The following is a 23,939-nucleotide window of genomic DNA, read 5'->3' as shown; positions in this document are numbered from 1 at the left end:
TGCGCTCCCACAGTAGATCTGCCGCCTTACACAGGCGGCAGCGCCGCAAAATCCGGATGCAGTTCAGCGCGCGCTGAAAACGCCGCCAACTGCGGATAAGCCTTCGCATCGATCACATCGGCTGCCACCAATTGCGTGAAGCCCCAGGCAACGGCGATGGTCACATCGGCCTGGCCTGGTGCGCTTCCAAAGATCCAGCCGTCGACACCACGCAACTCGCGCTCGAGCAAGTCGTGGGCCGCGTGCAGTTGCCCTTTGACGCGATTGATCCAGCCTTCGTCGCGCTTGTCCGGATCGCGCTTGTCTTCGTAGACGATCTGCACAGCTTTTTCGCTGGCGGCGAGCGCGATACCGGTGAGGCGCAGTGCGCGTTGCCGGTCGGCTGCATTCGTCGGCATCAATGCGACGCGATCGCTTTGCGCCTGGGCCCAGTCGATGATCAGGCCCGACTCGGTAAGCATGCAGCCATCGTCCAGCACCAGCGTGGGCGCTTTCACCAGCGGATTGATCTGCTGGAACTCATCGAAATGCCGGAACACCGACATCGAGCGATGCGTGAAGGGGATGCCCAGCAGTCGCAGCGAAATGGCAGTGCGGCGTACGTACGGTGAATCGAGCATGCCGATCAGTTCCACGAACACCTCCGTCAGGAATGAAAGACGACGGTCTTGCTGCCGTTGAGCAGGACGCGGTCGTCCAGATACAGGCGCAGCGTGCGCGCAAGCACACGGCGCTCGATGTCACGGCCGATGCGAATGAGATCTTCCGGCGTATCGGCGTGGGTGACCCGCTCGATGTCCTGCTCGATGATCGGGCCTTCGTCCAGCTCGGCCGTGACGAAATGCGCGGTGGCGCCGATCAGCTTGACGCCGCGGCGGTACGCCTGGTGATACGGGCGGGCGCCCTTGAAGCCGGGCAGGAACGAGTGATGGATGTTGATGCAGCGGCCAGCGAGCGTTTGCACCAGCTCGCGCGACAAGATCTGCATGTAGCGCGCGAGCACCACCAGATCCGCCTGCGATTGCTCGATCAGTGCGGCCAGTGCGCCTTCCTGGTCGGCGCGGCTGTCACGGTCCACCGGCAGGTAGTGGAAAGGAATCCCGTCGAGATCCAAATGGCGATAGGTTTCGCGCGGATGGTTGGCAATGACGCCGGCGATATCCATCGGCAGCTCGCCGATCCGCCAGCGATAGAGAATATCGGCCAGGCAGTGGTCGAACTTGGACACCAGCAGCAACACGCGCCGACGTTGCGCACGATTGCGCAGCATCCATTGCATGCCCAGTTGCTGGGCGAATCCCTCGAAACCCGGCTTCAGCGCGTCGAGGTCGCGTTCGGCGTCTTCGAACACCAGGCGCATGAAGAAGCGGCCCGTCTCGGCATCGCCGAATTGCTGCGCTTCGATGATGTTGCCGCCGTTTGCGGCCAGATGGTTCGACACTGCCGCCACGATGCCAGCGCGGTCAGGACAGGAGAGTGTCAGGACGAACTGGCCGGGAATGATCATGGCATGCGCTTCATGGCGTCCGATGAAGAATCAGTTCCAGCACCGCCTTGGTGCCGAAGAAAGCGAGCAGCAATACGCCCATGCCCACCAGGGTGAGATTGACCGCGCTACGGCCACGCCAGCCATGCCGCCAGCGGCCGATGAGCAGGGTGCCGAACACCAGCCACGCGATGATCGACAGCACCGTCTTGTGGATCAAGTGCTGGCCGAACAGGTTGTCCACGAACAGGATGCCGGTGAGCAAGGTGAGCGTGAGCAGCAGGAAACCGGCGCCGATCAGCCGGAACAGCAGCGTCTCGGTCAGCGTCAGCGGTGGCAGCGCGCGCATCCAGGTGCCCACCTGGCGATGGCGCAGCGCGCGCTCCTGCACGGCGAGCAGGATGGCCAGCGCCGCGGCGATGGACAGCACGCTGAAGGCCAGCAGCGCCACCGTGACATGCAGCTTGATCTGCCATTCCAGCGGCAGCGGCGCCGTGACGGGAGCGGCAAAGATGTCCAGCCCCAGCAGCAAGGCGGTGAGCGGAAATACGATCACGCCGAGCGCGGCCACCGGCCGCCAGATATTCACCACCAGGGTGAAGGCCGAGACCACGCAGGCGACCAGCGACAGCGCGGAAAAGAAATGCAGGTCGAGCGCGCCGCGATGGGCGCCCAGCAGGGTGCCGGCGTGGAGCAGCACGGCACTGCCAGCCAGCAGCAGCGCGGAGCGGTTCAATGGTTGCCCACCTCCGAGCAGCGGCCGGGCCAAAGCCGTCGCTGCGGTGAGGTAGAGCACGATGGCGAGCAGGGCAAAAAGGTCGGTGGCGGCCATAGCGGGCGAGTGTGGCATGGGGCCTTTGGGGTGGGTAGAGGGGGCGCGTCGTTGTGACGGGGCGCCGTCCGCATGGTTTGGGGACGTGCGATCGGCCATCCCTCGTCCCAATTTGAACGGGCCCGCCCCACGCCCGCACCAGCGGTTGCCATCCCGCTATAATCGACCTTTTCCGCCCACCGGCCTGACCATGTTCGAGTCCCTCAGCCAACGCCTCTCCACCACCGTCAACCGCTTGCGCGGCCGTGGCCGCCTGACCGAGGAAAACATCCGCGAGTCGATGCGCGAAGTGCGTATTGCGCTGCTGGAGGCCGACGTCGCCCTGCCGGTCGTGCAGGCCTTGATCGAGCGCGTGAAGGTGCGTGCCGTCGGCCAGGAAGTGATGAAGAGCCTGTCGCCGGGCCAGGCGCTGGTGAAGGTGGTCAGCGACGAGCTGACGGCAGTGATGGGCACTGCCAATGCAGAGCTCAATCTTGCCCAGCAGCCGCCGGCCGTCGTGTTGATGGCGGGCCTGCAGGGTGCGGGTAAGACCACCACGGTGGCCAAGCTCGCGCGCTTCCTCACCGAGCGCAAAAAGAAGAAGGTGATGGTGGTGAGCTGCGACGTCTATCGTCCGGCCGCTATCGAGCAGCTGCGCACGCTGGCCGAGCAGGTCGGCGTGAAGTTCTTCCCGTCCGAGGCGGGCCAGAACCCGGTGGATATCGCCAAGGCCGCGATTGCCGCGGCGCGCCGCGAAGTGGTCGACGTGCTGCTGGTCGACACCGCCGGCCGCCTGCATGTGGACGAAGCGATGATGGCCGAGATCAAGGCGTTGCACGCCGCGATCACGCCCGTCGAGACGCTGTTCGTGGTCGACTCCATGACCGGCCAGGATGCGGCCACTACCGCCAAGGCCTTTGCCGAAGCACTGCCGCTCACCGGCGTGGTGCTCACCAAGACCGACGGCGACGCCCGCGGCGGTGCGGCTCTCTCGGTGCGCTATGTCACCGGTCGTCCGATCAAATTCCTTGGCGCCGGTGAGAAGACCGATGCGCTGGAACCGTTCCATCCCGACCGCGTCGCGCAGCGCATCCTTGGCATGGGCGACGTGCTGTCGCTGGTCGAGGAAGTGGAGCGCAAGGTCGACCAGGAAAAGGCGCAGAAGCTCGCCGAGAAGGTGATCAAGGGCAAGCGCTTCGATCTCAACGACATGCGCGACCAGCTCGAGCAGATGTCCAATATGGGCGGCCTGGCCGGCCTGATGGACAAGCTGCCGGGCGTATCGGGCCTGCCCGACAGCGTCAAATCCAAGGTCAACGATGGCGAGATCAAGCGCATGGTCGCGATCATCCAGTCGATGACCAAGAAAGAACGCCGTCATCCGGATCTGTTGAACGGTTCGCGCCGCGCCCGCGTGGCGCGCGGCTCGGGCACGCAGCCGGCCGACGTCAACCGTCTGCTCAAGCAGTACATGCAGATGGAAAAAATGATGTCCAAGCTCTCCAAGGGCGGCAGCAAGGGCCTGTTGCGCCAGATGCGTGGCGCCATGAAGGGCATGGGCGGCATGGGCGGTGGTTTGCCCCCGATGCGCTGAGACTGAACAGCCCGGCCAGTCAATCTGGCCGAATTTGCCTGCCAGCTCTTCCTTTTTCCTCAAAATTCATTAAAATGCCGCGTTCACCGCGCACCGCTGAGTGCGTGCTGCCGGCATCCCGGCAACTCTGGAGCTTTTACTTATGGTCAAGATTCGTCTTTCGCGCGGCGGCGCCAAGGGCCGTCCGTTCTACCACATCGTTGTCACCGATCAGCGCAACAAGCGCGACGGCCGCAGCATTGAGAACGTCGGTTTCTACAACCCCGTTGCTTCGGGCAAGGACAAGCGCCTTGAGCTGAACGTTGCCCGCGTGCAGGAGTGGGTGGGCAAGGGTGCGCAGCTGACCGACAAGGTCGCCGCCCTGGTCAAGGAAGCCGGCAAGCAGCAGGCTGCCTGAGTATGACGGCAGCCGGTCGGCGCGTCCTGGTGGGACGCATCGTCGGGCTGTACGGCGTGCAGGGCTGGCTCAAGATCGAATCCTGGACTGAGCCCCGCACGAAGATCTTCACGTACCAACCCTGGCTGCTGAGTTCGGCGCCGGGTGCGGAAACGGAGATCGCAGGAGTGAAGGGTCGTCCGCAGGGCAAAGGGCTGGTAGCCCAGCTGCCCGGAGTGGACGACCGGGATACGGCGGCAGCGTTGGTCGGGCAGGACATTTATGTCTCCCGCGAGCTGCTGCCACCTCCTGGCAAGGATGAGTATTACTGGGTCGATCTCGAAGGTCTCGAGGTCGTCACCACGGAAGGCGTGGCACTGGGGCGAGTGAGTCATTTGTTCGCAACCGGCGCCAACGACGTCGTGGTAGTGAAGGACGGTACGCGCGAGCGGCTGGTGCCTTTCATCCAGGGATCTTATGTGCGTTCGGTGGACTTGTCCGACGGGCGCATGGTGGTGGACTGGGATCCTGAATTCTGAGCGCGCCACGCGCTGCATCAAGGGTTGAGGATCATGCGCATCGATGTCGTCACGTTGTTTCCCGACTTCATGCGTCAGTGTGCTGCCGTTGGCGTGGTGGGGCGGGCCCAGCAGCGTGAGCTGCTACAGGTGGAAACCTGGAACCCGCGCGATTTCGCCACCGACAATTACCGCACCGTGGACGGCCGCACCTGTGGCGGCGGGCCCGGCATGGTGATGCTGATTCAGCCTTTGCGCGATGCCTTGAAGGCAGTGCGCGAGGCCGCACCGGAACCGGTGCATGTGATCTACCTCAGCCCGCAGGGCGCGAGGTTGACGCAGGGTAGGGTGGAAGCGCTGGCCAAGTTGCCGCGCATCGCCTTGCTCTGCGGGCGTTACGAAGGTGTGGACGAGCGTCTGCTGGCGCACGAGGTCGACGAAGAGCTTTCTATCGGCGATTATGTGCTGTCCGGCGGTGAGCTTGGCGCCGCGGTGATCATCGATGCCGTGGGCCGCTTGCAGGACGGTGCGTTGAATGACGCGCAGTCGGCGCAGCAGGATTCGTTTTCGGACGGACTGCTGGATTGCCCGCACTATGCAAAGCCGGTGCATGACGCACTGGGAGACGTGCCGGACGTATTGCTCTCCGGCGACCACGCGGCCATTCGTCGCTGGCGCCTGAAGCAATCGCTGGGACGGACCTGGTTGCGGCGTCCCGATCTTTTGGCGCAGCGCGCGCTGGATGCACAATCCCGAGCGCTGTTGGACGAATTCCGCCGCGAGCATGCTCAGCAGACGCGGCACGACGATACGGCCCATTAAGGGCGCAGAAATTAGACAGGTGTTGCCATGAACAAGATCATCGAACAGTTCGAAGCCGAGCAGATCACCCGCCAGCTGCCGGAATTCGGCCCTGGTGACACCGTGGTGGTCAACGTGAAGGTGAAGGAAGGCAACCGCGAGCGCGTTCAGGCGTTCGAGGGTGTTGTCATCGCCAAGCGCAGCCGCGGCCTGCATTCGGCCTTCACCGTGCGCAAGATCTCGCACGGCACGGGCGTGGAGCGCGTGTTCCAGGCGCACAGCCCGGCCATCGACTCGCTGGAAGTGAAGCGCAAGGGCAAGGTGCGTGGCGCCAAGCTGTATTACCTGCGCAACCTGGAAGGCAAGGCTGCCCGCATCAAAGAAGACGTGGCTGCTGTGTCCGCCGCCAAGGCTGCGAAGAAGAAGGCTGCTGCCGAGTAATTCGGGCGCCTCTTTCGATTCGATTCGATTCGACGAAACCCCGCGGAGCGATCCGCGGGGTTTTTGTTTGGGCTTTTTTGGCCCGCCGTCCGAAGAGACCTGATTTCTGCTCGTCATCCCGGCGCAGGCCGGAAGCGCCCTTCAACAGCCGAATGGCTGGTCATCCAGAGCCTCGGTGTTTGGTCGTCGCCTCTCCGCCAGCATGCCGCCTACGCGGCGGGCGTTTCGATCGGCTGCCGCCGACCGAGTCACTTTTCTTTTGCTGGCCCAAAAGAAAAGTAACCCAAAGAAAATGGCCTGATAACGCCCGCAGCATCGTGTTGGGATAAACCAGAACGCTCGAGGCACGTCGTCATGGGACAACCTCCGAGGGTACACAGCGGGTAGTTCAAAGCGCTGCGCAACGCGCCCGAATCGCTGAGGACTTAAAGCGGGGCTCGCTACGCGTCGCTTTGGTCAGCGCGTCGAGGTCACCCTTGCGATTTACCTGTGGGAGCGCACCCTGTGCGCGACAGCCACGCTGGGATGTATCGCTCCGTAGGTTTGTCGCGCACAGGGTGCGCTCCCACAGTTTTTTTCTCCCTTCTCCCCGCAGGGGAGAGGGCTGGGGCATTGCCACCTTTACGGTGGTGAGGGGCGGGTGCTCGCGGTGTGACTTCATCAGGCGAGCTTTTTTGAAAGGCCGCCCTGGGACTGAGCCCCCTCAAGCCAACCGCTGCGGCTCCTGCAGGAAGTTGCCCTGTACGAAGTCGACGCCGCAGGCGAACAGCAGCGAGGTGCTGGCGGCGTCTTCCACCCATTCGGCGATGGTCTGTTTTTTCAGCTCGCGTGCCTGGCGGCAGATGTCGGCCACCTTTTTCTGGCTTTCCTGCTGTTGCGGCAGGTCGGCCATGTAGCTGCGGTCGATCTTCAGATAGTCGGCATTGATGTGGTTGAGCAGCTGGAACGAGTTGAGGCCTGAGCCGAACTGCTCGAGCGCGAACTGGCCGCCCAACTTCTGCCAGGCCTGGATGAATTCCTGCGCCGGGCGCAGGGCGGTCACCACCTTGCTCTCGGTCATTTCCAGCACGAGCTGGCCATGCTTGAGCGCGGCCTGCTTGAGGCGTTCGCCCAGCCAGGGAAGCAGCGCCTTGTCTTCCAGCGAGCCGGAGGTGAGCTTGACGAAGAACGTCGTCGGCTGGCCCATGCGATCGCGGGCGCGCAGATGTTCGATCGCCTGGTTCAGCACCCAGCGATCGATCGCCGGGGTGAGGTTGTGCTTTTCGGCGATCGGCATGAAGAAGCCGGGGAGTACCTCTCCCTGCGGGCCATTGAGGCGCAGCAGGATTTCGGAGAACTCGCCTTCGGCATCCTGCAGGCTGATCGTCTGCTGGTGGTACAGCACGAATTCGTTCTGAATGAGCGCCTGGTCGATCACGCCCAGCCAGTAGCGCTCGCGCTCTTCGTCGGCCTTTTCGCGGGCCGCCGGATCATGCAGGTCGCTGCGATTGCCGCCTTGGCTCTGCGCGTTGCGCAGGGCCTGGCTGGCCTGGTTAAGCAGCAGTTCGGTATTGGCGTTGCGCTCGCCCAGCAGGCTGCCGCCGATGCTGGCGGTGATGGTGATGGAGCGCGAGCCGAGATCAAAGATGCCCCCGGCGATGGCCTGCTGCAGGCCGGCAATCCACTGCTTGATGCCTTCGTCGTTGCGGGTGTGCAGCAGCACGCCGACGGTGTGTTCCGCCAGCAGGCCGGCGGTGTCCTGGGCGGTGAGCTGGCCTTCCACGCGATTGGCGAAAGCGGCCAGCAGCTCGTCGGCCTTGGACAGGCCGACGCCTGCCACGATGCTCTGCCAGTTGTCAGGCTCGATCAGCAGCAGCGACTGGCCCTTGGTGCCCTGGGTGGCTGCGGCCACCGCTTCATCGATGCATTCGAGCATGCGCGAGCGGTTGAACAGGCCGGTGACCGGATCGCGCTGCAGCTGTTCGATGACGTTGGCGTCCACCATATGGCGGCGGAATACCACTTGCAGGCAGGGCTCGCCTTCGAAGATGGCGTGCGCAAATTCCACGCTCGCCTTGAAGCTGGTGGCGTCGGCGCGGCGCGCCTGCAGCTCGATGGCGCCGTTGACTTTCTCGCCCTTGGACAGGCCCTTGAGGGTGTTCTTGAATTCGTCGGCGTCGTTCGGGCTGATCATGTCCAGCACGGGCAGGCCGAGCAGGTCATCGAACTCGGTATAGCCGAAGGTGTCCAGATAGGCCTGGTTGGCGCGCACGTGCATGCCTTCGTGCACATAGGCGATGGCGTCGGTGGACGAATCGAGCAGCGCATCGCAGCGGCGCTCGGATTCGCGCAGCGCGGTTTCCAGGCGGCGCAACTGGCGGCGCGCATTGAGCGCATCGAATTCGCGCTGGATCACCGCCATCAGCTGCTTGGGCTGCGGACGCAGCGCGACGCTGCGGGCGCCGTTGACGAACAGCTCGGTGATGGTGGCGTTGTCCACTTGGCCGACCAGTGCGATCAGCGAGAGGTCGCGGCCGTGGGCATCGAGCATGCGCGACACCTCGCGCAGCTCCAGGGTGCCCACCGATGGGTCGAACAAGACGATGTCAGGGCCCAGCTCGTCCAGGGCGGCAGTGATCTGCTCGGTGCTGGTGGCGCGTGCCGGTCGAACCGCGATGCCGCTGTTGCGCAGCAGGCTGATGATCTGTTCCGCGTCTTCGACTGACTTTTCGATGAAAAGTATCTTTATGACCTGGTCGGTTTTCATGGGCTCGTCGAGCTATCCGTTGTTCGCCGCTGCTGCTGATACCTGCCGTGTCAGCAGGGCGCGTGCCATCCGTGGTTGTAACGGATTCTTCCGGTCACTGCCAGCGGAATTGTTCCGGGAGTGACGCGGCCCACAACTGTGCCGGCCTTCTGTTACAGGGGCCGCTTCGATGCCTCGCCGCCCACCTCGCGGACCAGCTTGGGAACGAGATAGCCCGGCAGGCGTTGACGGATGGCGTCGACCAGGGCGAGGGCCCGGGCATCGTCGACCTCGAACTGCGCCGCCCCCTGCACGCGATCCAGCTGATGCAGGTAATAGGGCAGCACGCCCGCCGCGAACAGCCGCTGGGACAGGGCGGCCAGGGTGTCGGCGTCGTCGTTGATGCCGCGCAGTAGCACCGACTGGTTGAGCACGGTGGCGCCCATCTCCCGCAGGCGGGCGCAGGCGGCATCAACGGACGCATCGAATTCGTTGGCGTGGTTGGCATGCAGCACCACCACCTTCTGCAGCGGCAGCTCGCCCAGCCAGCGGCCAAAGGTCTCGTCGACGCGCTCGGGCAGCACCACCGGCAGACGGGTGTGGATACGCAGGCGGGTCACGTGTGGAATCTCGGCCAGGCCGCGGGTGAGCTCGTCCAGCTTGGTGGTGGCCAGCGACAGCGGGTCGCCCCCGGAGAGGATCAGCTCGCTGATGGAACTGTCCTGGCGCACGTGCTCCAGCGCCTTGCGCCACTGGCCGGCGGCGGCCATCTCGTCGCCATAGGGGAAGTGGCGACGGAAACAGTAGCGGCAGTTGATGGCGCAGCTGCCGCTGGCGATCAGCAAGGCGCGCCCTTCGTATTTGTGCAGCACGCCTTGGGCCGAACGGGCGGCCATGTCGCCCACCGCATCCACGCCGAACCCCGGCACCTGGTCCAGCTCAGCCAGCTGGGGCAGGACCTGCAGCAGGAGGGGGTCGAGCGGATCGCCATGGCGCATGCGGGCCACGAAGCCGCGCGGCACGCGCACGGCAAAGCCGGCATCGTCTGCCGGCAACCGGTGGGCCAGCGCTTCCAGCCCTACCAGGGCCAGCAATTCCTGCGGATCGGTGACGGCCTCACGCCACAGCGTGCGCCAGTCGGGTCCGGGCACAGATAGGCGGGCGGCATGGCTTGCGGTTATCATAATGGGTCTTGAAACGGGCCCAGTGCCCGGGAAACCACCTATTCTAGCTGCCTGCGGGCGGCGTCACATCTGGAGTTCAGCATGGCCACCGCCGGTCTCAACGACGTCAAGAAGGGAATGAAGATCCTTCACAACAATGACCCCTGGGTCATTACCGACGCCGATTTCATCAAGCCCGGCAAGGGTCAGGCGTTCACCCGCATCTTCATCCGCAACCTGAAGAACGGCCGCACCAGCGAATCGACCATGAAGTCCAGCGACAGCTTCGAAGTCGCCGACGTCGTCGACACCGATATGCAGTACCTGTATTCCGACGGCGAGTACTGGCACTTCATGCAGCAGGAAACCTTCGAGCAGCACCAGGCCAACAAGGCTGGTATGGGCGATGCCGTGAAGTGGCTGAAGGGCGAGGAAGAGTGCGTGGTGACGCTGTTCAACGGCGAAATCATCTCCGTGCAGGCGCCGAACTTCGTCGAACTGAAGATCACCGAGACCGATCCGGGCGTGCGTGGCGACACCTCGGGCGGCGGCGGCAAGCCGGCCACGCTGGAAACCGGCGCGGTGGTCCGCGTGCCGCTGTTCGTCGGCACCGATGAAATGATCAAGGTCGACACCCGCACGGGCGAATACGTCAGCCGCGTCGGCAAGTGACGTATCGGCCCGCGCCTTGCGCGGCCTGCCATTGCGTCATGCCTGTGGTCCCTGTTTGGCAGGTGCGCGGGAATAATGACGAAGCCTGAGCGGTAACGAAGTCAGGCAATCATGGGGCGGCCACCGCAAGGTGATCCGCCCCATGTCGTATCCAACACAAGAAGAGCGAGCTATCGGATGAGCCAGACCGCCCCGCAAACCGTCGACCTGTTGATCGAAGCGCGCTGGATCGTACCGGTGGAACCGCATGCCGTGGTGCTCGAACATCACGCCGTGGCGGTGGATCAAGGCGCCATCGTGGCCTTGCTGCCGATTGCCGATGCGCGCGCCGCCTATGCACCGCGTGAGCGCGTGGAGCTGGGCGAGCACGTGCTGATCCCGGGTCTGATCAATACCCATACGCACAACCCGATGACGCTGCTGCGCGGCCTCGCCGACGATCTGCCGCTGATGGTGTGGCTGCAGAAGCACATCTGGCCGGTCGAAGGCCAGGTGATCGGGCCGGAGTTCGTACGCGATGGCGTGGAACTGGCGGTGGCCGAGATGATTCGCGGCGGCACCACCTGCGCCAACGAAAACTACTTCTTCCCGGACGTGATTGGCGCCACTTATCGCCGCATGGGTTTCCGTGCCGTGGTTGGTCTGCCGGTGATCGATTTCCCTACGGCCTGGGCGAAGACGCAGGACGAATATTTCGATCGTGCCATCGAAGTGCACGACAGTTTCCTCGGCGATGCGCTGGTGAGCACCTCGTTTGCGCCGCATGCGCCGTACACCGTGTCGGACGAAGGCTTTGAACGCATCCGCGTGCTGGCCGATCAACTCGACATCCAGGTGCATCTGCACACGCACGAAACCGCGCATGAAGTGGAAGAAGAGAAGGCCAAGAGTGGCCTGCGCCCGTTCCAGCGACTGCAGAAGCTCGGCCTGGTCAACGATCGCCTGATCGCCGTGCACATGACCCAGCTCAACGACGCGGAAATCGAGGCTTGCGCAACAGCGGGCGTATCCGTGGTGCATTGCCCCGAATCGAACCTCAAGCTCGCCTCGGGCTTCTGCCCGGCGGAGAAGCTGCGCCAGGCCGGCGTGAATGTCGCCATTGGCACCGACGGCTGCGCCTCCAATAACGACCTGGACATGTTCGGCGAGATGCGAACGGCCGCGTTCCTGGCCAAGGCGGTGGCCAACGATGCGGCGGCCTTCGATGCGGCCTATGCGCTGCGTGCGGCCACCCTCAACGGCGCCCGCGCGATGGGTCTGGAAGATCGCATCGGTTCCATCGAAGCGGGCAAGCAGGCCGATCTGGCCGCTGTTCGTCTGTCCGATCTGGAAACGCAGCCGCTGTTCCACATCGCCTCGCAGCTCGCCTATGCCGTCGGCCGCCATCAGGTCACCGACGTGTGGATCAACGGCGTGCGCAAGCTGGCCGGCCGCTTCCTCACCGATATCGACACCGACGCCGTGCTCGCCAAGACGCATGCCTGGCGCGAACGCATCGCCGCGATCGATGCGGGTTGAGAGGGGCGCGATGAACCGCTATCTGGTGATGATGATGCGACGCGCGGATTTCGATCCGGCCATCGTGCAGCCGCACAAGGATTTCATTGAAGGCTTGCGCGCCGGCGGCCGTCTGGAAATGACGGGTGCCTTCGGCGACAAGTCCGGCGGCGCCTATCTGGTGCGTGCAGTCGACATGGACGAGGCCCTGGCCATCGTCCACCAGGACCCGGCCCACACCCGTGGCGGCTGGGACATCACCGTCTACGAATGGAACGCGCGCTAAGCTCCGCGCACAGCTTTGAAGGATGCTTTCGATGCAAGCCGCAACCAATGTCAGTCCTGAGGAAATCGCCCGCTTCGGCAAGCTCGCGGCGCGCTGGTGGGATCCCGATGGCGAGTCCCGTCCGCTGCATGATCTCAACCCGGTGCGCGCGGCTTATGTCGCCGATCGGCTGGATCTGCGCGGCGCGCGCGTGGCCGATGTCGGTTGCGGCGGCGGCCTGCTGAGCGAGGCGCTGGCCAAGGCCGGCGCGCGCGTCACCGGTATCGATCTGGGCGAGAAGGTGATCGAGATCGCGCGACTGCACATGCACGAGTCGCGACTGGAAACGCCCAATCTCGACATCGACTATCGCGTGCAGTCGTCGGCCGAACTGGCTGCCGCCGAGCCGGAAACTTTCGACGCCGTGTGCTGCATGGAACTGATCGAGCACGTGCCCGATCCGGCTGCCCTGGTCGGCGACCTGGTACGCATGGTGAAGCCGGGCGGCGTGGTGGTGATGTCCACGCTCAATCGCACGCCGGCCGCGTTCGGCGCGGCGATTCTCGGTGCGGAATACATCATGCGCATGCTGCCGCGTGGCACGCATCACTACGCACAATTCCTCAAGCCGTCGGAACTGGGACGCTTGATGCGACATGCCGGACTGGAAGTCGATGACGTCTCGGGGCTGGGCTACAACCCGATCAGCCGCAAGGCGTGGTTGAGCCGCCTCACGGCCGTCAATTACCTGATCAGCGCACGAAAGCCCGCATGAAGTCATTTCCCGAAAACATCCAGGGCGTGCTGTTCGATCTCGATGGCACCTTGCTCGACAGCGCTCCCGATCTCTACGCCGCGCTGAAGGCACAGTGCGAGGAAATGCAGGTGGCCGCGCCGCCCTATGCGATGGTGCGCGAAGTTGTCTCGCGCGGCTCGCGGGCGATCCTGCGCTGTGCGTTTCCCGATATCGATGATGCCGCGCTGGCGGCCTTGCTGCCGCGTTATCTCGAGCTTTACCAGGTGATGATGGCCGAGCACACGCGTCCGTTCGAGGGCGTGGATGAGCTGTTGTCGTCGCTGGAGTCGCAGGGCATCCGCTGGGGCGTGGTGACCAACAAGCCAGGTTTTCTTACCGACGATCTGCTGGTGCGCATCGGCTGGGCGCCGCGCGCGGCGGCGGTCGTGTCCGGCGACACCTTGCCGGTGAAGAAGCCCGATCCCGCGCCCGTGTTGCTGGCGTGCGAGCGTGCAGGGCTTGAGCCGTCGCGCTGCCTGTTCGTGGGCGATGATCGCCGCGATGTGCTGGCGGGCGCGGCGGCGGGCCTATACACCGTGGCCGTGCGCTGGGGTTATCTGGATGGTGGCGATCCGTCCGAGTGGAACGCGGACCTGGTGGTCGATCATCCGTCCGAGCTCACTGGCCGCCTGAAGGTGATTGCGTGAGCAGCACTGCGCTGCAGAGCTATATCGACAAGTGGCTGGCCGTGCAGCCGCAGCAGCGCATTGCCTTGGCATTCGTCGATCAGAACAGCTATCCCGGCCATATCGCGCTGGCGGCGCTTGAGCAGGAACTGCTCGCGGCGGCCTACGGCATACGCGAGCCGCACGTGGCGGCCAGCAAACTCAACTGGTGGGCCGAGGAGCTATCCGGCGCGGCGGCCAGTGGCGGGCGTCATCCCTTGACCCAGGTGCTGTTCGACAGCGACCGCGCGCACGAGATTGCCGCGGAACGCTGGGTCGCTCCGGTGCTGGCGGCGATGGGGCAACTGGAAGAGGGCACGGCAGCGGATTTCCCGGCTCAGATCGCGGCCGGCTCGCTGTTGCACGGTGCCCTGGCCGATCTGGAAACCGCCTGGTGGTTTGGCGACCAGGCATCCAGCGCGCGGGCAACGCGCGTGGCAACACTGTCGCATCTGCTGTATTCGCTGCTGCGCCTGCAGGAGGACGTCGATCGCGACCGCCTCGCACTGCCGATGTCGCGCCTGGCGAAATTCGGCCTGAGCCGCCAGCAATTGCGTGAATCCAGCGATCTGCGCAACGCCGCCGTGCGCGCGCAGCTGGACGATCTGGGAGCCGCCTGGCGTGATGCCGAGCGCCTGCCGGGACCATTGAGCGCCTTCCGCGGGCTGGAATCGCGCCAGGGACGTGCCCTGGTCGCCACGGCGCGCAAGGCCGCCGATCCGCTCGATGTGCTGCGCAAGGGGCAAGGCAGGCAGGGGCTGGGCGTGACCTGGCAAGCCTGGCAGGCCGCGCGTGCCTGGCAACGCGCGAAAGGTTGAGAGAACGCTCCGGACGCAGCGTTTCCCGTGCGCCACTATTGCGAGGCACCGATGGTGCCCCAAAATTGAGGTCTCCCAGGCGCTAAGACCGCCAGTCGGACCACATAGGATTCACCCATGTACACCGAGGAAAACACCGCCCGCCTGCTGCCCGACGTGGCAGTCCATGCCCAGCCGCATCTCGTCGGCGAGCTGGACTGGGTGGGAATGGATGGCATCGAGGTGCCGGTGCGTTTCGATGCCGGCGACGGCGACGTGCAGCGCGCCAGCGCGCGCGTCGGCGCCTTCGTCAATCTGCGTCGCCCGGACAAGCGTGGCATCCACATGTCGCGTCTCTACCTGCAGGTGGAGGAGGCGCTGAGCAGCAAGACGCTCGGCACCGATACCCTGCGCGATCTGCTGCGCGGTTTCCTGGAATCGCACAAGGATCTCTCCGATCGCGCCTGCCTCAGCATCCGCTTTGAGCACCTGGTGCGTCGTCCCGCCTTGCGCAGCGCCAACAGCGGTTGGCGTTCGTATCCGGTGACCATCGAGGCGAGCATGATCGGCGACGAATTCCTGCTGGAGTTCGGTACCGAGATTGTTTATTCGTCGACCTGTCCGGCTTCTGCGGCGCTGTCGCGCCAGCTGATCCAGGACCAGTTCGCCAAGGATTTCGAGGCGGGCAAGCCGCTCGATCACAGCGCCGTGCTGGCCTGGCTGGGCAGTGAGAAAGGTATCGTGGCCACGCCGCACGCCCAGCGCAGCGTCGCTCGCTTGCGCGTGCGTCCGGCGGCAGGCGCCGCCTTCAACCTGATCGACCTGATCGATGTCACCGAACAATCGCTGGGCACGCCCGTGCAAACCGCGGTGAAGCGCGAAGACGAGCAGGCGTTCGCGCTCGCCAATGGCGGCAACCTGATGTTCTGCGAGGACGCGGCGCGCCGCATCCAGAAGGCGCTGGACGTCGACAAGGCGCTGAGCGACTTCCATATCCGCGTGGAGCACCAGGAAAGCCTGCATCCGCACGATGCCGTCGCCTATGCCAGCAAGGGCGTAGAAGGCGGTTACGCGGGCAAGGGCTGCGCCTGAGCCTTGCTTTAACGGCGGCCTGATAGCATGGCGGGAGCCCGTCACCGGGCCTTCCCCCATGGAGAGTCGCATGTCGTTTCGTCTTCCCTTGCTGGCCGTCAGCGTGCTCGCGCTGTCCGCCTGCTCGATGTTCTCGCACCACCACAAGGAAGACGCGCCGACGGCGACCGCCGCACCTGCGGCTCCCGTGCACCAGGCATTGATGAAAACCCTGGTGGGCGACGTGCGCTACGACCTGCCGCAGGCGATACCTGTGGACGCGGTGTTGATCGTGACGCTGGCCGATGTGAGCCGTCAGGATGTGGCGGCACGGGTGGTGGCGGAAGATCGCATCCAGCCGGTCGGGGCATCGCCGGTGGATTTCATGCTGAGCTATGACCCGGCTGAACTGAAGGACGGCGTGGATTTCGCGATTGGCGTTCGCCTGCAGCAGGGCGACAAGCTGCTCGCCATCAACGACACGCGCACCAGCGTGCTGGGCCGCTCCGGCGAGAATGGTCCCGTGAGCATCACGCTCAAGGCCATGCCGTAACCCTGGCTCGTCATTCCGGCGCAGGCCGGAATCCAGTGGCCGCTGTATCAGGTTTTCGCGAAGCCTTTCAAGAATGTGGGCTATCGCGATAACTCAACGGGTTCGCTACTGGATTCCGGCCTGCGCCGGAATGACGGTGAGGGAGATGGACGCTCGAGGAGATTAGCGGCTAAAACTCAGTCGCTGTCCGCGCACGCTCTGGTCGACGCTGCTGCCATCCCAAACGCGCTGGCCGTTCACAAACGTGGCCGCAATCGAGCTGTTGAAGGTGTAGCCCTCGAACGGCGTCCAGCCGCACTTGGACAGCACTTCCTCGCGGGTGACGGTGTGCGGCTTGTTCGGATCGACCAGAACCAGGTCCGCCGCATAGCCTTCGCGCAGATAGCCGCGCTCCTTCACGTCGAACAAGGTGGCCGGCGCATGCGTCACCGCTTCCACCACACGCTCCAGCGTCAGCTTGCCTTCGAACACGCGCTGCAGTGCCGCCTGTAGCGCGTACTGCACCAAGGGCAGGCCGCTCGGCGCCTTGTCGTAGAGCTGGTGCTTCTCTTCCAGCAGGTGCGGCGCGTGGTCGGTGGCCAGCACGTCAAGGCGGCCTTCGGCCAGCGCCTTGATGATGGCCTCGCGGTCGGCCGAGGTCTTGATCGCCGGGTTGCACTTGATCAGGAAGCCCAGACGCTCGTAGTCGCGATCATCGAAATGCAGGAAGTGCACGCAGGTTTCCGCGGTGATGCGCTTGCCCTTGAGCGGACCCGGCTGGAACAGCGCCAGTTCGTCCGCCGTGGAAATATGCAGCACATGCAGCCGGCTGTTGTGCCGCCTGGCCAGCTCGATGGCCAGGCGGGTGGACTTGATGCAGGCCTCGCGCGAACGGATCAGCGGGTGTTCCCAGGCCGGGATGTCGTCGCCGTATTTCTCGTGCGCCTTGGCTAGGTTGGCGTCGATCATCGGCGTGTCTTCACAGTGCGTGATGATCGGCGTGGGGGCGTACTTGAAGATGCCATCCAGCACCTCGGGGTTGTCCACCAGCATGTTGCCGGTGGAAGCGCCCATGAACACCTTGATGCCCGGCGCGGCGAGCGGGTCCAGGCTCTTGATGGCTTCGAGGTTGTCGTTGCTGGCGCCCATGTAGAAGGCGTAGTTCACGGCCGAGTTTTGCGCGCCCAGTGCGTATTTGGCCTCCAGCGTCTCGCGATCGAGCGCAGGCGGCTTGGTGTTGGGCATCTCCATGAAGCTGGTGATGCCGCCGGCGGCGCAGGCGCGCGACTCGTGGGCGATATCGGCCTTCTGGGTCAGGCCCGGTTCGCGAAAGTGCACCTGGTCGTCGATCATGCCGGGAAACAGCCACAGGCCGCTGGCATCGACCACTTTTTCGCCGGGGCGGGCATCCAGATCGCCGGCTATGGCCTCGATGCGGCCTTGCTTCACGCGGACGTCGGCGTGGAAACGGCGGCCTTCATTGACCAGTTCGGCGTTCTTGATCAGCCAGTCAGTGGACATGGTTATCTCCTGGGGTGCGGCAACGACGGAAAGTAAAGTGCTCCGGCACGGGATCTTCACCGCCCTCGCACAAAGGTTGACAGCGCAATAGACGCCAGCCGGTAAGTGCGCCACCCTTGAGCGGACCGAAGCGCACAACCGCAATCCGTGCATAATCGGAACAGCTGGGATGGAAGCGGCAGCGCTGACCCAGCAGGGGGCTTAGCCAGCGCTTGTAGAAGCTGAGCAGTAAAAGTATCAGTCGGGTCACGACGGTTTGACGCTGCCGAAACAGCTTGCGGCTTGTAGTGTCGCAAGTATTCCAGAAGCACGGTTGCTGGTGTAAGCCGCATGGGCTATAACACCCGGCCGCCAAGGCTAAAATGGTGAAGGGAAATGGCGAAAACGACGCGTAGTGCTTCAGCCACCAAGCCGCAGAAGGGAAAGCCTGCCGGCAAGGTGAAAGACGCCAAGGCCGGCAAGAAGCCAGCCGCCGGGCGAAGTTCGACACCGGCCAAGGCCGCTGCTGCCAAGAAACCGGCTGCCAAGACAGCGCCGGCGAAGAAGGTGGTCGCCGCCAGCAAGCCTGCCGTCAAGAAGGCGGTCGCCAAGGCTCCGGCCAAGAGCGTCGCCAAGAAGCCCGCCCCCAAGCCAGTAGCCAAGAAGGCGGCTCCGGTCAAAAAGCCGGTCGTCGCCAAGAAAACTGAAAAGCCGGTCGCCAAGAAGGTTGCGGCGCCCGCCAAGAAGCAGCCGCCCAGGTCGGTGACCAAGCCGGTGAAGCCGGCTCCCGCACCGGCCAAGACGGCCGCCAAGCCAGCACCCGCCAAGCCGGCTGCCAGCGCCGCCCCTGCCAAGCAGCCTCCCGCTGCCAGGCAGTCAGCGCTGGCTCCGAAGGCGGTTGCAGTGACCCACAAGGAGCCGAGCAAGCCGGCGACGTCGCCCTTCTCGGGCAAAGTGGCCAGCGCAACCGCTCGTCATACCCCTATCAAAACTCAGAAAGCCCAGCAGTCCTCGATGAATAAAACCGCAACTCTCGACAATGGCATCACCCGCGAAGACGGTCGCTATGCGCTGCCTTCCACGACCCTGATCGACCTGCCCAAGGGTTATCGCCCCTCGAACAACGACAACGAGGAGTACATGAGCCCCAAGCACCTCGCGTACTTCCGCAACAAGTTGCGCGAATGGCGTGAGCAACTCGTGGAAGAGTCGCGTCAGACGATGGAAAACCTGCGTGACGAGGTGCGTGACGTGGGCGACGAGGCCGAGCGTGCCACCCGCGAGACCGAAAACTCGCTGGAACTGCGCACGCGCGACCGCTACCGCAAGCTGATCTCCAAGATCGACAAGGCGCTGCGCCGTATCGAAGAAGGTCGATATGGCTACTGCGAGGAAACCGACGAAGAGATCGGCCTGGAGCGCCTCGACGCCCGCCCGATCGCCACCCTGTCGCTGGATGCGCAGGAACGCCGCGAACATCTGCAGAAGCAGATGGGCGACTGAGGTCGCGCGCTCGACGTTGATGTCATAGACAAAGCCCCGCTTCGTGCGGGGCTTTGTTGTTTGGCCACAGGCCGGCCAGTGTCGGCTGTGCCTTGGTGCGCGCCGTGGTGGCTACTTGTTGTCGCCCAGACTGGCCGCCGCGTACGCCTTGATCTTGGCCAGCATCGCGGCGAGGCCGTTGGAGCGCGTGGGCGAAAGATGCTTGGCCAGGCCGATCGCTTCGATATAGCGCGGTTCGGTGGCGACGATGTCGCGCGCGGAGCGGTCCGAATACACGCGCAGCACCAGGGCGATCAGGCCCGACACGATGGCCGAATCGCTGGTGGCCTGGAAATGCAGGTTGTTCGCATCGCCGCTGGGGACCAGCCACACCATCGACTGGCAGCCGTGCACGCGGTATTCCTCGATTTTCAGCGCTTCGGGGAAGGCGGGGAGTTGTTTGCCCAGGTCGATCAGGTATTGGTAGCGCTCGGTCCAATCACTGAAGAAGGCAAATTCGTCGACGATTTCTTGTTGCGCTTGTTGGGCGCTGGAGGGGGCGAGGGCACTCATAGGGGGATTATCGCGCTTTTGGGGGTTTCTCGCTGTTTTGAGCCTCGCTCGTCATCCCGGCGCAGGCCGGGATCCAGTTTCGTCAGTCTCCGGTTGTCGCCTCTCCGCCAGCGTGCCGCCTACGACGCGAAGCTAGTCCCTGTGGGACGCGGCGGGCGTTTCGATCGGCTGCCGCCGACCGAGTCACTTTTCTTTTGCTGGCCCAAAAGAAAAGTAACCCAAAGAAAATGGCCTGATGACGCCCGCAGCATCGTGTTGGGATAAGCCCGAACGCTCGAGGTGCGCCGTCGTGGGACAACCTCCGAGGGTACACAGCGGGTACTGCCAAGCGCTGCGCAACGCGCCCGAATCGCTGAGGACTTAAAGCGGGGCCTCGCTTCGCTTTGGCTTGGGCTCGCACGTGCCGCACTTGGTGCCGCGCCTAGCGCTTGTCTGTGGGAGCGCACCCTGTGCGCGACAGCCACGCTGCGGTGTGCCGCTCCGTAGGTTTGTCGCGCACAGGGTGCGCTCCCACAAAGAAGCCGACCGGCAAGATTGATCCGCCATCCACGAACCTGCGCCCTCCCTTGTAGGAGCGCACTTGTGCGCGACCGCAGCGCTGGGGTTTACCGCTCCGCCGGGTGTTCGCGAGGGGGTTCTAGGAGAGGGTTTGGGGCAAAGAGCGAAGAATTGACCCTTCACCTCACCCCTTCACCACACTCCACCGCGTCCCCTGCGCGCCATCTTCAATGGCCACGCCCATTGCCGTGAGCTCTTCACGAATAGCGTCGGCGCGCTTGAAATCCTTGCTGGCGCGCGCAGTGCGGCGTTCTTCCAGCAGGGCTTCGACGCGTGATGCATCCACTTCGGTGGCGCCGCTGGTCTGCTTGAACCACGCCTCGGGATCCTGCTGCAGCAGGCCGAGTACGGCGCCGGCGCCGAGCAGGGCGGACTTGGCGTTGCGGCGTTCTTCCTCGCTGCCAGCCTGGCGCGCGGTATCAGCGAGCTGGGACAGCTCAGCGAGCGCCTGCGGAGTGTTGAGGTCGTCGCACAGGGCGGCTTCCACCGTGGCGGGAATGGGGAGGGCGCTGGTGTCCACTTCCACATCGACCAGGTCGCGCAAGACGCGGTACCAGCCATCCAGGGTACTGATGGCCTGGGCGATGGCGGTGTCGGACCAGTCCAGCGGCTGGCGATAGTGGCCGCGCAGGAGCAGCAGGCGCAGGGCTTCGGGCGCGTGTTCCTTGAGCAGTTCGTGCACCAGCATCACGTTGCCCAGCGACTTGGACATCTTGCGGCCGCTGAAGGTGAGCATGCCGTTGTGCAGCCAGTAGCGTGCGAACACCTTGCCGCCATGGGCGCAGGTGCTCTGGGCGATCTCGTTCTCGTGATGCGGAAATTGCAGGTCGACGCCGCCGGCATGGATATCGATGGTGTCGCCCAGGTGGGCTTCGCTCATCGCCGAGCATTCGATATGCCAGCCAGGGCGGCCGCGGCCCCATGGGCTGTCCCAGCCGGGGAGGTCGGGGGTGGAGGGCTTCCACAGCACGAAGTCGCCCGGATTCTGCTTGTACGGGGCGATCTCGACGCGGGCGCCGGCCAGCAATTCTTCCGGATCGCGGCCCGAGAGCTCGCCATACCTGGCATACGAATCCACCGAGAACAGCACGTGCCCTTCGGCGGCATAAGCATGCCCGCTGGCGATCAGGCGCTCGATCATCGCGATCATCTGCGGCATGTGAGCGGTGGCGTGCGGCTCCACGTCCGGCGGCGCAATGCCCAGCGCCGCCATGTCCTCCCGATAGGCCTGGGCGTAGCGGGTGGTGATACTTTCGATGCCCACGCCCAGTTGTTGGGCGGCGGTGTTGATCTTGTCGTCGACGTCGGTGATGTTGCGGGCGTACACCACCTTCGGATAATGGCGCCGCAGCAGCTTCACCAGCACGTCGAACACCACCGGCCCACGCGCGTTGCCGATGTGCACGTAGTTGTAGACGGTCGGTCCGCACAGATACATGGTGACCCGTTCCGGGTCGAGCGGGGTGAACGTTTCTACGCGGCGCGTCAGGCTGTTGTGGAGCGAAATCGGCATCGGTCGGGTGGTCCGGACGGTGGGAGCAGGCGCCAGGCGGGCGCAAGCCGGTCGCGCATCTTAACAAGCCGCAGGGGCCTCCGCTGGGGATAGGGACTGCTCTGGCAGCGGTAGGCCGGACAGGGGCAGGCAGCGTAAGAAAAGCTCTAAGCGTCGATTCAGCGTGAATTTGCTGCAATGGATGCTATGAGGTGCAGAGATGCGCCCGAATTGCTTCCTGCGGAGGTCGTAATGACCAAGTGGTTGTTCCCTGCGCTCGTGCTGTCCGTAATGACCACTGGCGTATTTGCGCAGGATGCGCGCTATCAGAATCAAAATGACGACAACACCCATTACGGTTGGGCGGATGTGCTGCGCGTCGATCCCGTGTATGGCGTGGCCCGTACCGAAGTGCCGCGCCAGGAATGCTATGACCAGCAAGTAGTGCGCCAGGCGCCCAGCCAGGGCTCGGCGGCGGGCACCATCCTGGGTGCCGTGGTCGGTGGCGTGCTGGGCAGCACGGTGGGTCACGGCAATGGCCGCACGGCGGCCACGGTGGCCGGTGCGGTCGCCGGCGGCGCGGTGGGCAACAGCGCCACCCAGTCCGGCGGTGGCGAGTACGAGTCCACCGAAACCCATTGCCGCCAGGTGGCGGCGGTGAGCGAGCAGCGCCGCATCATGGGCTACGACGTGGAATATCGTTATCGGGGCGAGGTGTACCTGTCCCGGCTCAATTACGACCCCGGCGAGCGCCTGCGCGTGCGGGTAAGCGTTTCTCCCGCCGACTGAGATCCCCGTCTATCGCCGCCTCCGGGCGGCGATTTGGTGTCGGGTGCCGCGATCAGGGGCATTCGTTGTTGCATGGCAGCGAAAATCCCGTCATCATCACGATTCAACCTCCCGGAACATCCATGTCCGCAGCCGTCTATACCGCCACTGTCCTCACTAGCGCCCGCATGGCCGCTGGGATGACGTCGCGTGCTCGCCGACCGCTGCGCCGCTCTATGGCCGGGTAGGCTGTCGCACGCGTTTCACGTGTATCGACGATAAAACCCGGCTAGCAGCCGGGTTTTTTTGTTTCCGGATTCCGACGATTGGACAAAGGCAACTCCCTCATGACGCTTCGCCACTTTCTGACCACCCAGGATTACAGCCGTGCCGAGATCGACGCACTGCTCGAGCAGGCTGCTGCCTTCAAGCGCTCGCCGCGCGGGCAGCAACTGGCCGGCAAGTCGGTGGCGCTGATGTTCTTCAACCCGTCGATGCGCACGCGCACGAGCTTCGAGCTCGGCGCCTTCCATCTGGGCGGCCACGCCATCGTGCTGGCGCCGGGCAAAGACGCGTGGCCGATCGAGTTTGAAGTAGGCACGGTGATGGACGGTGATACCGAAGAGCACATTGCCGAAGTGGCGCGCGTGCTGTCGCGCTATGTGGACCTGATCGCCGTGCGCGCCTTCCCGAAATTCCAGGACTGGCAGGTGGATCGCCAGGACAACGTGATCAAGGCGTTCGCCAAGTACGCGACGGTGCCGGTGATCAATATGGAAACCATCACCCACCCGTGCCAGGAGCTCGCGCACGCGCTGGCGATGAAGGAACACCTGGGCAGCCTGCAGAACAAGAAGTACGTGCTCACCTGGACTTATCACCCCAAGCCGCTCAACACGGCGGTGGCCAATTCCGCGCTGCTGATCGCCACCAAGTTGGGCATGGACGTGACCTTGCTCTGCCCCACGCCGGACTACGTGCTCGATGAGCGCTACATGGAATTCGGCTATCAGAACGCCAAGGAAAACGGCGGTTCGCTGAAGGTGAGCCACAACATCGAAGAGGCTTATAGCGGTGCTGACGTGGTCTACGCCAAGAGCTGGGGTGCGCTTCCGTTCTTCGGTCGCTGGGAGCAGGAAAAGCCGATCCGCGATGCACACAAGCACTTCATCGTGGACGAGCAGAAGATGGCCTTGACCAACAACGGCCTCTTCAGCCATTGCCTGCCGCTGCGCCGCAATATCAAGGCTACTGACGCGGTGATGGATTCGCCCGCGTGCATCGCGATCGATGAAGCCGAAAACCGCCTGCACGTGCAGAAGGCAGTGATGGCCTCGCTGATCGGCCAGGCCTGAG

25 protein-coding genes are annotated in these 23,939 nt (G+C 64.3%); 16 read left to right on the top strand and 9 right to left on the bottom strand.

Features of this window, described 5'->3' with window-relative positions; genetic code table 11:
- Positions 1–26 precede the first annotated feature (26 nt).
- From AC1DE1_RS11655 to AC1DE1_RS11645, 3 genes are read right to left on the bottom strand one after another with little or no spacing between them, the layout of a single operon-like run.
- Complete coding sequence (locus tag AC1DE1_RS11655) at positions 27–635, bottom strand: glutathione S-transferase family protein (RefSeq protein WP_477177245.1); 609 nt, start codon at positions 633–635, stop codon at positions 27–29.
- An 11-nt stretch (positions 636–646) separates the two neighbouring features.
- A complete protein-coding gene (purU, locus tag AC1DE1_RS11650; protein WP_441604325.1) occupies positions 647–1,507 on the bottom strand; it encodes a formyltetrahydrofolate deformylase in 861 nt (286 codons plus the stop codon).
- Between the two features lie 10 nt (positions 1,508–1,517).
- The gene (locus tag AC1DE1_RS11645) at positions 1,518–2,336 is read right to left on the bottom strand and encodes a cytochrome C assembly family protein (RefSeq protein ID WP_477177244.1); all 819 of its coding nucleotides are present in this window, start codon (positions 2,334–2,336) and stop codon (positions 1,518–1,520) included.
- 172 nt (positions 2,337–2,508) lie between these two features.
- Here AC1DE1_RS11645 and ffh point away from each other — a divergent pair, with 172 nt between their 5' ends.
- The 5 genes from ffh to rplS all read left to right on the top strand — a co-directional run bounded on the left by ffh (position 2,509) and on the right by rplS (position 6,027).
- On the top strand, positions 2,509–3,891 hold the full coding sequence (gene ffh / locus AC1DE1_RS11640) for a signal recognition particle protein (protein ID WP_441604323.1): 1,383 nt from the start codon (positions 2,509–2,511) through the stop codon (positions 3,889–3,891).
- Between the two features lie 142 nt (positions 3,892–4,033).
- Positions 4,034–4,288, top strand: a complete 255-nt coding sequence (rpsP, locus tag AC1DE1_RS11635) for a 30S ribosomal protein S16 (protein WP_109125566.1) — start codon at positions 4,034–4,036, stop codon at positions 4,286–4,288.
- Between the two features lie 2 nt (positions 4,289–4,290).
- Positions 4,291–4,806 carry a ribosome maturation factor RimM gene (rimM, locus tag AC1DE1_RS11630; protein WP_441604322.1) on the top strand — a complete coding sequence of 172 codons (516 nt, stop codon included), beginning with the start codon at positions 4,291–4,293 and terminating at the stop codon, positions 4,804–4,806.
- 33 nt (positions 4,807–4,839) lie between these two features.
- Positions 4,840–5,607: a tRNA (guanosine(37)-N1)-methyltransferase TrmD gene (gene trmD, locus AC1DE1_RS11625; protein ID WP_426271161.1), complete on the top strand. Its 768-nt coding sequence runs from the start codon at positions 4,840–4,842 to the stop codon at positions 5,605–5,607.
- A gap of 27 nt (positions 5,608–5,634) precedes the next feature.
- Positions 5,635–6,027 (top strand): 50S ribosomal protein L19, encoded by a 393-nt coding sequence (gene rplS / locus AC1DE1_RS11620; RefSeq protein ID WP_204635229.1) that lies wholly within the window; start codon positions 5,635–5,637, stop codon positions 6,025–6,027.
- A gap of 703 nt (positions 6,028–6,730) precedes the next feature.
- Here rplS and AC1DE1_RS11615 read toward each other — a convergent pair.
- Positions 6,731–8,773, bottom strand: a complete 2,043-nt coding sequence (locus AC1DE1_RS11615; protein WP_441604321.1) for an EAL domain-containing response regulator — start codon at positions 8,771–8,773, stop codon at positions 6,731–6,733.
- Positions 8,774–8,925: 152 nt separating this feature from the next.
- Positions 8,926–9,936, bottom strand: a complete 1,011-nt coding sequence (epmB, locus tag AC1DE1_RS11610) for an EF-P beta-lysylation protein EpmB (RefSeq protein ID WP_477179094.1) — start codon at positions 9,934–9,936, stop codon at positions 8,926–8,928.
- A gap of 81 nt (positions 9,937–10,017) precedes the next feature.
- Here epmB and efp point away from each other — a divergent pair, with 81 nt between their 5' ends.
- From efp to AC1DE1_RS11570, 8 genes are all read left to right on the top strand, one after another.
- Positions 10,018–10,587 (top strand): elongation factor P, encoded by a 570-nt coding sequence (gene efp / locus AC1DE1_RS11605; RefSeq protein WP_441604319.1) that lies wholly within the window; start codon positions 10,018–10,020, stop codon positions 10,585–10,587.
- Between the two features lie 177 nt (positions 10,588–10,764).
- The gene (locus AC1DE1_RS11600) at positions 10,765–12,105 is read left to right on the top strand and encodes a TRZ/ATZ family hydrolase (RefSeq protein ID WP_477177242.1); all 1,341 of its coding nucleotides are present in this window, start codon (positions 10,765–10,767) and stop codon (positions 12,103–12,105) included.
- 10 nt (positions 12,106–12,115) lie between these two features.
- Positions 12,116–12,370 (top strand): YciI family protein, encoded by a 255-nt coding sequence (locus tag AC1DE1_RS11595; protein WP_441604317.1) that lies wholly within the window; start codon positions 12,116–12,118, stop codon positions 12,368–12,370.
- A 31-nt stretch (positions 12,371–12,401) separates the two neighbouring features.
- Positions 12,402–13,124, top strand: coding sequence for a bifunctional 2-polyprenyl-6-hydroxyphenol methylase/3-demethylubiquinol 3-O-methyltransferase UbiG (ubiG, locus tag AC1DE1_RS11590; protein WP_441604316.1), 723 nt, complete (start codon positions 12,402–12,404; stop codon positions 13,122–13,124).
- Positions 13,121–13,792 carry a phosphoglycolate phosphatase gene (gph, locus tag AC1DE1_RS11585; RefSeq protein WP_477177241.1) on the top strand — a complete coding sequence of 224 codons (672 nt, stop codon included), beginning with the start codon at positions 13,121–13,123 and terminating at the stop codon, positions 13,790–13,792. The genes ubiG and gph overlap by 4 nt, the downstream gene beginning before the upstream one ends.
- Positions 13,789–14,628, top strand: a complete 840-nt coding sequence (locus AC1DE1_RS11580; RefSeq protein WP_477177240.1) for a squalene/phytoene synthase family protein — start codon at positions 13,789–13,791, stop codon at positions 14,626–14,628. Before gph ends, AC1DE1_RS11580 begins: the two co-directional genes overlap by 4 nt.
- Positions 14,629–14,745: 117 nt before the next feature.
- Entirely contained in the window at positions 14,746–15,699 is a 954-nt protein-coding gene (gene folE2, locus AC1DE1_RS11575; protein ID WP_477177239.1) for a GTP cyclohydrolase FolE2, read from the top strand.
- Between the two features lie 70 nt (positions 15,700–15,769).
- Positions 15,770–16,231 carry a YbaY family lipoprotein gene (locus AC1DE1_RS11570; RefSeq protein ID WP_477177238.1) on the top strand — a complete coding sequence of 154 codons (462 nt, stop codon included), beginning with the start codon at positions 15,770–15,772 and terminating at the stop codon, positions 16,229–16,231.
- Positions 16,232–16,393: 162 nt separating this feature from the next.
- Here AC1DE1_RS11570 and AC1DE1_RS11565 read toward each other — a convergent pair whose 3' ends face one another.
- Positions 16,394–17,731, bottom strand: a complete 1,338-nt coding sequence (locus tag AC1DE1_RS11565) for a dihydroorotase (protein WP_477177237.1) — start codon at positions 17,729–17,731, stop codon at positions 16,394–16,396.
- A complete protein-coding gene (gene yidD, locus AC1DE1_RS11560; protein ID WP_441604310.1) occupies positions 17,721–17,981 on the bottom strand; it encodes a membrane protein insertion efficiency factor YidD in 261 nt (86 codons plus the stop codon). Before yidD ends, AC1DE1_RS11565 begins: the two co-directional genes overlap by 11 nt.
- A gap of 125 nt (positions 17,982–18,106) precedes the next feature.
- Between yidD and dksA the strand changes: the two genes are divergently transcribed.
- Positions 18,107–19,213: an RNA polymerase-binding protein DksA gene (gene dksA, locus AC1DE1_RS11555; protein ID WP_477177236.1), complete on the top strand. Its 1,107-nt coding sequence runs from the start codon at positions 18,107–18,109 to the stop codon at positions 19,211–19,213.
- A gap of 111 nt (positions 19,214–19,324) precedes the next feature.
- Here the strand turns inward: dksA and AC1DE1_RS11550 are convergent, their stop codons facing one another.
- On the bottom strand, positions 19,325–19,765 hold the full coding sequence (locus tag AC1DE1_RS11550) for a SufE family protein (RefSeq protein ID WP_441604308.1): 441 nt from the start codon (positions 19,763–19,765) through the stop codon (positions 19,325–19,327).
- Positions 19,766–20,447: 682 nt separating this feature from the next.
- Positions 20,448–21,836, bottom strand: coding sequence for a cysteine--tRNA ligase (cysS, locus tag AC1DE1_RS11545; protein WP_477179093.1), 1,389 nt, complete (start codon positions 21,834–21,836; stop codon positions 20,448–20,450).
- Positions 21,837–22,067: 231 nt separating this feature from the next.
- On the opposite strand from cysS, the gene AC1DE1_RS11540 reads away from it, so the two are divergent.
- Together AC1DE1_RS11540 and AC1DE1_RS11535 are read left to right on the top strand one after the other, a co-directional pair.
- Positions 22,068–22,604: a glycine zipper 2TM domain-containing protein gene (locus tag AC1DE1_RS11540; protein WP_441604306.1), complete on the top strand. Its 537-nt coding sequence runs from the start codon at positions 22,068–22,070 to the stop codon at positions 22,602–22,604.
- A gap of 326 nt (positions 22,605–22,930) precedes the next feature.
- Entirely contained in the window at positions 22,931–23,938 is a 1,008-nt protein-coding gene (locus AC1DE1_RS11535; RefSeq protein ID WP_477179092.1) for an N-acetylornithine carbamoyltransferase, read from the top strand.
- Position 23,939: the final 1 nt, after the last annotated feature.

This window comes from Dyella sp. 05T440, assembly GCF_056395965.1.
This window is presented reverse-complemented; position numbering and strand designations above follow the sequence as displayed.

Excerpts from the sequence above, each read along its gene's own strand:
- cysS (WP_477179093.1), bottom strand. The coding sequence starts at position 21,836 with ATGCCGATTTCGCTCCACAACAGCCTGACGCGCCGCGTAGAAACGTTC.
- efp (WP_441604319.1), top strand. The coding sequence starts at position 10,018 with ATGGCCACCGCCGGTCTCAACGACGTCAAGAAGGGAATGAAGATCCTT.
- AC1DE1_RS11615 (WP_441604321.1), bottom strand. The coding sequence starts at position 8,773 with ATGAAAACCGACCAGGTCATAAAGATACTTTTCATCGAAAAGTCAGTC.
- gph (WP_477177241.1), top strand. The coding sequence starts at position 13,121 with ATGAAGTCATTTCCCGAAAACATCCAGGGCGTGCTGTTCGATCTCGAT.
- trmD (WP_426271161.1), top strand. The coding sequence starts at position 4,840 with ATGCGCATCGATGTCGTCACGTTGTTTCCCGACTTCATGCGTCAGTGT.
- rpsP (WP_109125566.1), top strand. The coding sequence starts at position 4,034 with ATGGTCAAGATTCGTCTTTCGCGCGGCGGCGCCAAGGGCCGTCCGTTC.
- AC1DE1_RS11535 (WP_477179092.1), top strand. The coding sequence starts at position 22,931 with ATGACGCTTCGCCACTTTCTGACCACCCAGGATTACAGCCGTGCCGAG.
- ubiG (WP_441604316.1), top strand. The coding sequence starts at position 12,402 with ATGCAAGCCGCAACCAATGTCAGTCCTGAGGAAATCGCCCGCTTCGGC.
- rimM (WP_441604322.1), top strand. The coding sequence starts at position 4,291 with ATGACGGCAGCCGGTCGGCGCGTCCTGGTGGGACGCATCGTCGGGCTG.
- purU (WP_441604325.1), bottom strand. The coding sequence starts at position 1,507 with ATGATCATTCCCGGCCAGTTCGTCCTGACACTCTCCTGTCCTGACCGC.
- dksA (WP_477177236.1), top strand. The coding sequence starts at position 18,107 with ATGGCGAAAACGACGCGTAGTGCTTCAGCCACCAAGCCGCAGAAGGGA.
- AC1DE1_RS11540 (WP_441604306.1), top strand. The coding sequence starts at position 22,068 with ATGACCAAGTGGTTGTTCCCTGCGCTCGTGCTGTCCGTAATGACCACT.
- epmB (WP_477179094.1), bottom strand. The coding sequence starts at position 9,936 with ATGATAACCGCAAGCCATGCCGCCCGCCTATCTGTGCCCGGACCCGAC.
- folE2 (WP_477177239.1), top strand. The coding sequence starts at position 14,746 with ATGTACACCGAGGAAAACACCGCCCGCCTGCTGCCCGACGTGGCAGTC.
- rplS (WP_204635229.1), top strand. The coding sequence starts at position 5,635 with ATGAACAAGATCATCGAACAGTTCGAAGCCGAGCAGATCACCCGCCAG.
- AC1DE1_RS11570 (WP_477177238.1), top strand. The coding sequence starts at position 15,770 with ATGTCGTTTCGTCTTCCCTTGCTGGCCGTCAGCGTGCTCGCGCTGTCC.
- AC1DE1_RS11600 (WP_477177242.1), top strand. The coding sequence starts at position 10,765 with ATGAGCCAGACCGCCCCGCAAACCGTCGACCTGTTGATCGAAGCGCGC.
- AC1DE1_RS11550 (WP_441604308.1), bottom strand. The coding sequence starts at position 19,765 with ATGAGTGCCCTCGCCCCCTCCAGCGCCCAACAAGCGCAACAAGAAATC.
- AC1DE1_RS11645 (WP_477177244.1), bottom strand. The coding sequence starts at position 2,336 with ATGCCACACTCGCCCGCTATGGCCGCCACCGACCTTTTTGCCCTGCTC.
- AC1DE1_RS11595 (WP_441604317.1), top strand. The coding sequence starts at position 12,116 with ATGAACCGCTATCTGGTGATGATGATGCGACGCGCGGATTTCGATCCG.
- ffh (WP_441604323.1), top strand. The coding sequence starts at position 2,509 with ATGTTCGAGTCCCTCAGCCAACGCCTCTCCACCACCGTCAACCGCTTG.
- AC1DE1_RS11565 (WP_477177237.1), bottom strand. The coding sequence starts at position 17,731 with ATGTCCACTGACTGGCTGATCAAGAACGCCGAACTGGTCAATGAAGGC.